Raw genomic sequence first — 9,346 nt, 5'->3', positions numbered from 1 at the left:
TGGCTGGTCGAGGGCGAGAAGTGCGCGGCGGCACTGACAGACGTCGGTGTTCTGGCGATGACTTCGGGATCTGCGACCAGTGTTCGGGGTGCCGACTGGACGCCGCTGGCTGGCCGGCGTGTGATTGTATGGCCGGATTTAGATGCCGCAGGGCATCGCTGGCTAATCGATGTCATTCAGACATTGCAGGTTAGCAGTGTCACGAGCATCCGGGTAGTCGAGACAGATCAGTTGGGCTTGTCCGAGAGCGGTGATGTGGCCGACTGGCTGCCACTGCACGGCACGGAGGCACTGGCCGGCCTACCAATGATTGATGCTATGGCGCTACTGCCGGAGTCGGTCGAGCTTGACGACGAACCTGCGACCGGCAGTGGGTCGGCATCGACTGCATTGGTACGCCATGTCCAATCCAACTGCATCTTGTACCGCAACCAGGACGGCGATGTGTTCGTCAAACTGAACGGCAGTAATCAGGCGTGGAAGATCGCCTCGCCTACCTTTCGCGACTGGTTAAGTGCATCGTTTTACCGGGCGACCGAAAAGGCCGTGCGCGATCAGGCGGTCAAAGAGGCATTGTCCGTGCTGACAGGTATCGGCCGGCATGAAGGTGAGTTGCGCGAGGTGCACGTTCGGGTGGCCAAGCATGATGACAGCTACTTGATTGACTTGGGCGACGACGATTGGCGTGTGATTGAGGTCAGCGCCGAGGGCTGGCAGATCATCGAGCAATCGCCGGTTCTATTCATTCGCAGCAAGTCAATGCGACCGCTTCCCGATCCAGTGGAGGGAGGAAACCTCGACGCGCTGTGGCCGTACGTCAATATTCCGGAAGCCGCGCGCCCGCTGGTGTTAGCGTGGTTACTGGAATGTCTGCGCCCGGATACACCTTATCCTTTGCTGGAACTGACTGGCGAGCAGGGTAGTGCCAAGAGTACGGCGCAAACGTATCTGCGCCGCCTGATTGACCCGAATCATGTGAACTTGCGTGCGGCACCCAAAACCCGAGAGGACGTGTTTGTAGCGGCCGCATCCGGCCTGTTGGTGTCTTATGAGAACTTGTCGCACTTGTCGCCAGAGATGCAGGATGCCTTTTGCACGCTGGCAACAGGAGGCGGTTTCGCGCGACGCCAGTTGTACACAGATTCCGAGGAAGCAACCATCGAAGTGAAGCGGCCGATTGTGTTGAATGGCATCGCTGCAGTGGTGACGGCACAAGACCTGGTCAGCCGCACGATTTCGGTCGAGCTGCCGAGCATCACAGCGCGCGCGACCGGTGCAGAGTTGGACGCCGCTTTCGACGCCGAGTATGGCCGGCTGTTTGGTGCGTTGCTGGATTTGTTTGTAGCGACACTGCGCGAGCGGCCGAAGGTCGATCTCGCCCCGGAGCGCCGGCCGCGAATGGCTGACTTCTGTTTGTTGGGCATGGCAATGTATGCAGCCCAAGGCAAAGACCCTGACGACTTCGCTAGGCTGTATCGGCAAAGCGAGGTCGGCAACATCGAGCGCACGCTGGAGGCATCACCAGTCGGGATGGCGATCCGCGAGTACATCGGCGACAACGAGTTCTTTGCCGGTACGCTGAAGGACTTGTTGTCCAGGCTTGAGAAGTACCGTCCCGACCGCTGTGACGCATGGCCGAAGTCTGGCAAGGGGTTGGCCAACCAACTGAAGCGGATTGCGCCGGCTTTGCGCATGGTTGGTATCGATGCCCGCGAAGATTTGTCTATTTCGCGGAGGGAGGGTACGCGCTGGCGGATCGAGCGCACGACTGAACGAGAAAAATTGCTGTATCAAACCTCACAAAGTTCACAACTTCACGCTGAGGGGTGCGAAATGAATGGATCGCGTGAAGTTGTGAAGATGGTGAAGTTTGATTCTGGAAAAACTTTCATCGAACCTGACGCTGCCATATACGGCGTGGAGGATTTCTAGCATGCCTGCTGCCATCGACTTTTTGAGGCAGGCAGGGGTGGTAGTTACGCTATCCGGCGCCAACAAGCTGACAGCCACGGGTTACCTGACCGACGACATCCGCCAGTTCATCCGCGAGTACAAGCCGGCAATCATTACCGAGCTGACGACTGCCAACGATTTGGCGCCACAACCACCTAGACCATCAGCGCATACCGTCCTTCCCTTCCGGCTGGTCGATGCACGTGGGGGGACTTATGGTGGCACGGTGCGCGGTGATGACCTGACAGAGTTGGTGCTTGCGCTGGTCGAGCGCTATGGCGCACTGCTCGATATTGAAGATTTGCTTGAGCGCATCCACGAGCGTTTTGCCATCGTCGCCGAGTCAGCGCCGGACGCCGAGGCTCTACGTATCGCACTGGCTGAAGCCGAGGCTGCCATCCGGCGGGCGATGGCGAAACGCTGAAATATCGGAAGGATCAACAAGATGAACAGTCCGGGTCATCCGCCGCGTAATTTAGAGTTTAAGCGTACGCCCGATGAGACTCCGCAAGATGCGATTGCCCGCGGCGCACTGCACAGCGAAACCAATGCTGGTGTTACCGCCAACCAGTTGGCTGGCCGCCTATTCGGCGTCGATAACGTCGATGCCCCTGGTTGTGTGCAGGCCATTGAGGCTCTGTGCAAGCAGGTCAGCGCTGGTGAGCTTGCGCCATTGGAGCGCATGCTGGCTGCTCAGGCTGTCACCCTGGATCTGCTGTTTCAGGATCAGGCACGGCGTGCACTGGTCGCACCACACGCAAGCGCCCGCGAACTTGAACTCAAGCTGGCGCTGAAGGCGCAGGCGCAGTGTCGTGCCACTGTCGAGGCGCTGGCCGAGATCAAACAGCCGACGCCAAAAGTGTTCGCCAAACAAGCCAACATCACCAGTGGACCGCAGCAGGTCAATAACCACACGCCCGCGCGCGGGAAAAAATCCGACAGGCAGTCAAACGAACTATTGGAGGAAAAAGATGCGCAGAACGAATGGCTGGACCCCGGAACGAAGGGCGAGGCAGGCCGAACTGATTCGGCAATGGCAGCCGTGGACGCGTGCCACCGGCCCGAAAACTGAAATCGGTAAGGCCATAAGCAGCCGCAACGCCACCCAACATGGACGATACACGGCCGTAGCATATGCCGAGCGCTCGGCGCTGCGGCAGTGGATCAGGCAATGCGGAAGCCGGCTGCTAGGTGCCGATGATTGGTGCCGCCTTGATGACCGGAGGCAGTTTGGTGGTTGGTGATTTTGGCTTGGGAGTTGATCTGCCTTGGGTTGCCCTGTCCAATTCGGCCAAGAAGCGCCCCTTGAGGCATGCTGAAAAAAACGGACACCTTCAACTCTGTTAAATTGGAACTTGGAGGTGGGGATGAGCAAGATACCAAAAGCCATGTATACGGCTGAATTTCGTGCGGAAGCAGTCAAGCTGGTTTTGCAACAGGGCAAGTCACCAGTCGAGGCCGCAGCGGCTTTAAATCTACCGCCGCAAACATTGGGCAACTGGATCCGGCTGGCAAAAAAGGGGCGGCTCAAGGCACCTAACGGGGCGGGTCTTTCGGTTGCGGCGCTGCAAGATATCGAGATTGCCCGTTTGCGCCGGGAGTTGGCTGAGGCGCGAATGGAGCGAGATTTATTAAAAAAGGTCACCGCGTACTTTGCCAAGGAGTCATGGCCAGGTACGCGTTCATGAAGCGACATCATGCCGAATTCCCCATTACCCTGATGTGCCGCGTACTGGGGACCTCTCGCAGCGGCTTCTATGACTGGCTGAATCGAAAGCCATCACTAGGGTAGCAACAGAAGGTGCTGCATGAAGTCGCGGTACGGGCCGCGCATAATCAGACGCGCCAGACTTATGGCACTCGCCGTCTGCACAAGGAACTGCTCGGCCAAGGCCACACCATCACGCGCTGGCAAGTGCGCAAAACAAAGGAAAGACTGGGCTTGCGCTGCATTCAGGTGCGTAAATTCAAAGCCACTACCAATTCAAACCATGACTTGCCCGTGGCAGCCAATTTACTGGCGCAGCAGTTTACCCCGTCGCGCCCCAATGAAATGTGGGTGAGTGACATCACCTACATCCCGACCGAGGACGGCTGGCTATATCTGGCCGGCATCAAGGACGTATTCACCTGTGAGATCGTAGGCTATGCCATGGGCTTGCGCATGACGAAAGAGCTGGTCAGCGCAGCCTTAACGCTGGCTCTGGCGCATAAGCGCCCAACCAAAGGACTCATTATGCACTCGGACAGGGGAAGCCAATACTGCGCCCACAGCTACCAAAAGCAGATCATCCAAGCCGGCTTGCGGCCCTCGATGAGCCGCCGCGGGAACTGCTATGACAACGCGCCAATGGAAAGCTTCTGGGGCTCATTGAAGAACGAATTGATACACCATCATCGTTATAAAACCCGGGAAAAGGCACAGGCAGACATTACGGAATATATCGAGGTGTTTTATAACCGCCAGCGCCGCCATTCCCGCCTGAATGACCTTGCACCGGCGGTATTTGCGGTTGCATTTGAACGGCATAAGCTAACATCCGTTTGAATTCATGGTGTCCGTGATTGACACAAACCTCAGGGGGTCTATGGTTACCTAATACTTGGTTTGTGTACTCAGTGCGGACCCCATGGAGAGGCAGGATGAGCTATTTACTCGACAGACTGGAGGCCAGTTTTTTGCAGTATGCCGACAAGGCTGCCTTGACTCAGGATGGCTGGACGCTGAGTTTCCGTGAACTGGATGGACTTTCTGCCGGGTTGGCCGGACGCCTGATGCAGGAAGGCATCAAACCCGGGCAGTGGGTACCCCTGCTGATGAAGCGCTCCATCCATGCTGTGCTGGCGATGCTGGCGGTGGCACGTTGCGGCGCGGTGTATGTCCCGCTGGATATGGCTTCGCCGGCCTCGCGGCGCGAGAAAGTCCTGACCCAGCTCAATGCCCTGTTGCTGCTGGCCGATCCGGATGTGGCCGAGGCCATGCCCGGGGTACGGGTACTGGTGCCGCAGCAGGTGCAGGCGTGTGCTGCGCCGTTGCCGGTATGGCCCGAAGTCGATGATCATGCGCCGTTGTATGCGATGTTTACTTCCGGCTCTACGGGAGAGCCCAAGGGCGTGGTCGTGCCCCACCGTGGCGTGTTCCGCCTAGTCTGCGAGACCGACTATGCCCGCTTCGATGCTGAGGCCCGCTGGGCCTTGCTCTCTTCCTTGGCTTTTGATGCCTCCACGCTGGAAATCTGGGCGCCCCTGCTCAACGGGGGCTGTTGTGTGGTGCAGGGTCTGGCCTTGCCCGATCTGCAGCAACTGGGCGAATTCCTGCAAAGCAAGCAGATTACCGATGCCTGGCTGACCGCGGCGCTGTTCAATATGCTGGTGGATGATGCGCCCGGCGTTCTTTCTGGGCTGCGCCAGCTGTTCACCGGTGGCGAGCGTGTATCTCCCGGGCATTTGCGCCGCGCCATGGCCGCTTGCCCCGGCCTGCAGCTGATCAACGGTTATGGTCCGACCGAGAATACGACCTTCAGCCTATGCCACCGTATCCGTGCGGCGGATGTGGCGGACGACAGCAGCGATGTGCCGATCGGCCGTCCGATACGCGGCACTTTGCTGCAACTGATGGACGACAACGGGGAGCCGGTCGCATCAGGGGAAACCGGCGAGTTGTGGCTGGGCGGCGAGGGCGTTGCGCTCGGCTATCTGGGCAAGCCGGAGGAGACGGCCAAACGTTTTGTCGAGTTCGACGGGCAACGCTGGTACCGCAGTGGTGACCGGGTACGGCGGCGGAGCGATGGCCTGTACGAGTTTGTCGGGCGCGCGGACCGGCAGGTCAAGCTGCGGGGATTCCGGATAGAACTGGATGAGGTGGAACAGGCCATGCTGGCCTGCACGGGGGTGAAGGAAGCCGTGGCCTGGGTGGATGGCCAGGATGCCGCGAGCCGGCAATTGCTGGCGGCCTTTGGTGGAACGCTAGACGAGGCCGCCTTGCGGCGCGAGCTGGCGACCCGTCTGCCGCCTTATATGATGCCCGCGCGGCTGCTGGCATTGCCGAAGCTGCCGGTCAATCTCAACGGCAAGCTCGACCGGCAGGCCTTGGTGGCCCAGTTGGCCCAGACGCTGCAGATGATGCCTGCAGCAGGCGTCTTGACGCCGGCGCAGCAGCAGCTGGCCGATTTGTGGCGCCAGGTGCTGACGGTGGAGGTGCGGGCTGCGGACAGTGATTTCCTCGGGCTGGGTGGCAGTTCCTTGCAGGCGGTGAAGCTGTCTGCGCTGATCCGCGAGCGTCTGGGGCGCGAACTGCCAGCGATCAAAATTCTGAACAGCCCCCGTCTGGCAGAACAGACCGAATGGCTGGCCTCCGCACCCTGCGTGCTCGAGGCGGAGGTGGTGGGCGAGGCGCTGGCGCTGACCGCCTCGCAGCAGGCGGTATTGCGGGGCAGTCTGGCAGCTGAGACTGCCGCGGCCTATCTGGTGCCGACCGCACTGCTGTTCGAGTGCATGCAGCCGGGCCGTCTGGCCGAGGCCTTTGCCAGGCTGGGGGTGCGTCACCCCTTGCTACGGGCTCGGGTGCGTGTGGGCGACAGTCAGGTCAGTATCGCTACCGACTTGCCCGAAGGGTGGTGGCAGCTGCATGCGCCGCTGGCATGGGCTGCCGGCAAGGGTGACTGGCCAGCCGCCTTGCTGGACGCCATCTATCGGCCCATGGATCCGCTGGAAGGGGCGATGCGAGTGGATTGCTGGCCGCTGGCGGGTGGTCGGCTGCTGTGCGTATGGACGGTGCAGCATTATGTGATCGATGAGGTCGCTGTGCATCAGGTGTTGCGTGAGCTCGATGCCCTGCTGCGCGGGGAAACTCTGCCATCTGTCGGTTCGATCCGGGCCTTTGCCGGGCGCGAGTGGCAGGACGAGGCGCAAATCCACGCGACGGCATTACAGATGGCACAGACGCTGGATCCCTCTACCATTCCTCTGGCCCGCCTGCCCGCAGCTGGCGGCGAGCAGGTGATTGCGCTGGACTGCGCATTGCAGGCCCGGCTGGGCGAACTGGCCCGGGCGCTGGATTCGACCGCCTTCATCCCCTGCCTGCTGGCATGGGGTGTTGCTCTGCAACAGTGTTTCGGCGAGACGCGGCGTTTCGTACTGACCCCCTTCTCGCGCCGGGACGAGGCGGCCCTGCTCGAGCCGGTCGGCTATTGTCTGGATCTGCGCCTGATCGAAGCGGGCCGGCGTGCAGAAGAATCCTGGCCGGCTGCGCTGGAGCGGGTACGCAAGGCGGTACTGGCGGCGCAGGGTGGGGGGTTTGCCAGTGCAGATGCTGTCGCGCAGGCTTTGCGGATCTTGTCTCCCTCTCTGGCATTTGAGCCCTATCAGTTTGCCCTGACCTGGCATCAGGATGCACATCAGGCCTTGCAGATAGGCGATCAGCGGGTGCAATGGCTGCATGTGCCGCAGACTCTGTCGCGTTTTGCCGTCTGCCTGCATCTGGAGACTGGCGAGCTGGGAATCTCGGCGCGTATCGAAGCGGTACAGGCGGCTTTTGATGCCGGTCATGTGACGGCGCTGGCCCGCGCCTTCGAGGCCGCGCTCGAATCACTATGCGAACTGCCTCTGGAGCCCATGCGCCGTCTGCCGCCGGCCATGCCGGTTTTGGTATCCGATGTGCCGGATTCTGTAACGGATGTGTCGGTACGCTACCATGCAATGGCCGCCTGGCAGTACTGCCTAGGGCGGATGCCGGAAGATGACACGACCGACTTTCTGCAGGCGGGCGGCTCTTCTTTGCTGGCCATGCAACTGCTGGCGCGTCTGCGCCAGCAAGGTTGGCAGCTCAATGTTGGCTCATTTCTGTCCTACCCACGCTTTGGCCATCTGTGTTCCCTGCTGAGGTCGGCAGGCGGTGGAGGGCATGCGCTGATGAGCTGGATGGGCCCTGCCGATGCCACTCATGTGCTGTTGCTGATCCCCGGCGCGGCCAGCAATATGTCCGAATTGTTCCACTTGAGCCGGGTATTGTTGGACCGTCTGACCGCTGAGGATGCAGTCGTTATTGTTAATGTGGAACAGATCATGGCCGATGCGCCATCGCAGGATCTGCGGGCCCACTTTGTCAGCAGTCTGCAAGCGTGCGTCCAGTCCATCGGTGAAGCGCGCCTGTCTGCCGTGGTGGGCTTCTCCTTGGGCGGAGTACTGGCGCTGCTGGCTCAGGATAAGATGGTGAAGCCGGCGCCAGTCTATCTGCTCGACACGCTGGCGCCCGCCTTGATGGATCGCCGCTGGCATGCGCAGACCTGGCGCAATGTGGTGCGCAAACTGCAAAATCCGCAGGATATTCCGGCTGCCATTGTACGGCGTCTGCGCAAGGCGCCCGCAGATGCAGTGCAATGGCAGGCACACACGGTCGATCATCTGCGCTGGCACTTGCTGATTAATGAGCTTTCGGCCATCCAGCTGCAGCTTTGCCGGCTGGATGTCACATTGGTCGTTTCCGATCTGACGATACGGAATTCAGGCGTACTGTTCCACCGCAAGTACAACGGTTTCGATCCTTCAAGGTTTGCCCGTTTCGAACGGGTACTGACTGACCTAGAACATCGGGATGTGGTGCGTAGTGGTGTCGAACAGGTGGTGACTGTGATCACTCAGAACTATCAGGGCCGGATGGGCTATGTCGCTTGAGCCGCTTCATGGGCAAGGCATGTCGGCCCTGATGCCGGATAGCCTTGTCCTCGCGTACGAGGCCGCACCGGATTTTCGCCCCGATGCCCGGCGGGCTGCACGGCAGTTATGTCAGCAGCTGATATCCGTCCTGCCATGGGTGCCGGCCGGCGTCAGCCGCAGTTCGACGGCCGGGTGGTGTTGCGTTGGTCTGTGTCAGGATGCGGCCGTGGGCATTGATGTCGAGCAGCCGCAGCCGGGGCTGATTGATGCCGGGATGCTTGAGTTGATCCTGCATCCGGACGAGCGGCCGGGGCTGGCCAGAGCCGACCAGCGGGCATGTGTTGCCTTGTGGACGCGCAAGGAAGCTTGCCTCAAGCTGATGGGCACCGGTCTGGAAATCCCGCCCTCGACGCTTTGGGTTGGATGGCCCACGGCTTCCTGGCAACGGCTTCCGCAAGGCTGGCTGCTGACGCTATGGCGTGGTGGAGTGCCTCTGAGTATCGCAGCCGACCGGCCGCGCCCTTTGTGCTGGTGGGCTTCGTCAAGCAACTGATTTTTTCTATTTTTCCGCATCTATACACAGCCTCTGGTAGTGGGGTGTCTTTCCCAATCGCGACCGTTATCGCCTTAAATTGCTGGCCTGAAACGGCAATGACTTGTGGCTGGCGCAGCGCTGTTTGAGCCGTGGCTATTTCGTCTGACCCAAGCCCAGCTCAGTGGCGTAGAGTCTTTGGCCTGG

5 protein-coding genes and 1 pseudogene are annotated in these 9,346 nt (G+C 60.4%); all 6 read left to right on the top strand.

Annotated features, from left to right (window positions below; translation table 11 throughout):
• Positions 1 to 1,932 (top strand): AICE element replication initiation protein (locus EGI20_RS14560; protein ID WP_498632351.1); only part of this gene is annotated, 1,932 nt, incomplete at its 5' end.
• Position 1,933: 1 nt separating this feature from the next.
• The gene (locus EGI20_RS14555; protein ID WP_498632350.1) at positions 1,934 to 2,377 is read left to right on the top strand and encodes a hypothetical protein; all 444 of its coding nucleotides are present in this window, start codon (positions 1,934 to 1,936) and stop codon (positions 2,375 to 2,377) included.
• Between the two features lie 21 nt (positions 2,378 to 2,398).
• Positions 2,399 to 3,025, top strand: a complete 627-nt coding sequence (locus EGI20_RS14550; RefSeq protein ID WP_498632348.1) for a hypothetical protein — start codon at positions 2,399 to 2,401, stop codon at positions 3,023 to 3,025.
• Between the two features lie 295 nt (positions 3,026 to 3,320).
• Positions 3,321 to 4,501, top strand: a pseudogene (locus EGI20_RS14545) (IS3 family transposase).
• A gap of 95 nt (positions 4,502 to 4,596) precedes the next feature.
• The gene (locus tag EGI20_RS14540; protein ID WP_498632347.1) at positions 4,597 to 8,625 is read left to right on the top strand and encodes a non-ribosomal peptide synthetase; all 4,029 of its coding nucleotides are present in this window, start codon (positions 4,597 to 4,599) and stop codon (positions 8,623 to 8,625) included.
• 19 nt (positions 8,626 to 8,644) lie between these two features.
• Entirely contained in the window at positions 8,645 to 9,160 is a 516-nt protein-coding gene (locus EGI20_RS14535) for a 4'-phosphopantetheinyl transferase family protein (protein ID WP_498630669.1), read from the top strand.
• Positions 9,161 to 9,346: the final 186 nt, after the last annotated feature.

It is taken from the genome of Aquitalea sp. S1-19, from assembly GCF_024343515.1.
Note: the sequence above shows the minus strand (reverse complement) of the source record. Positions and strands in the feature narration are given on the sequence as shown.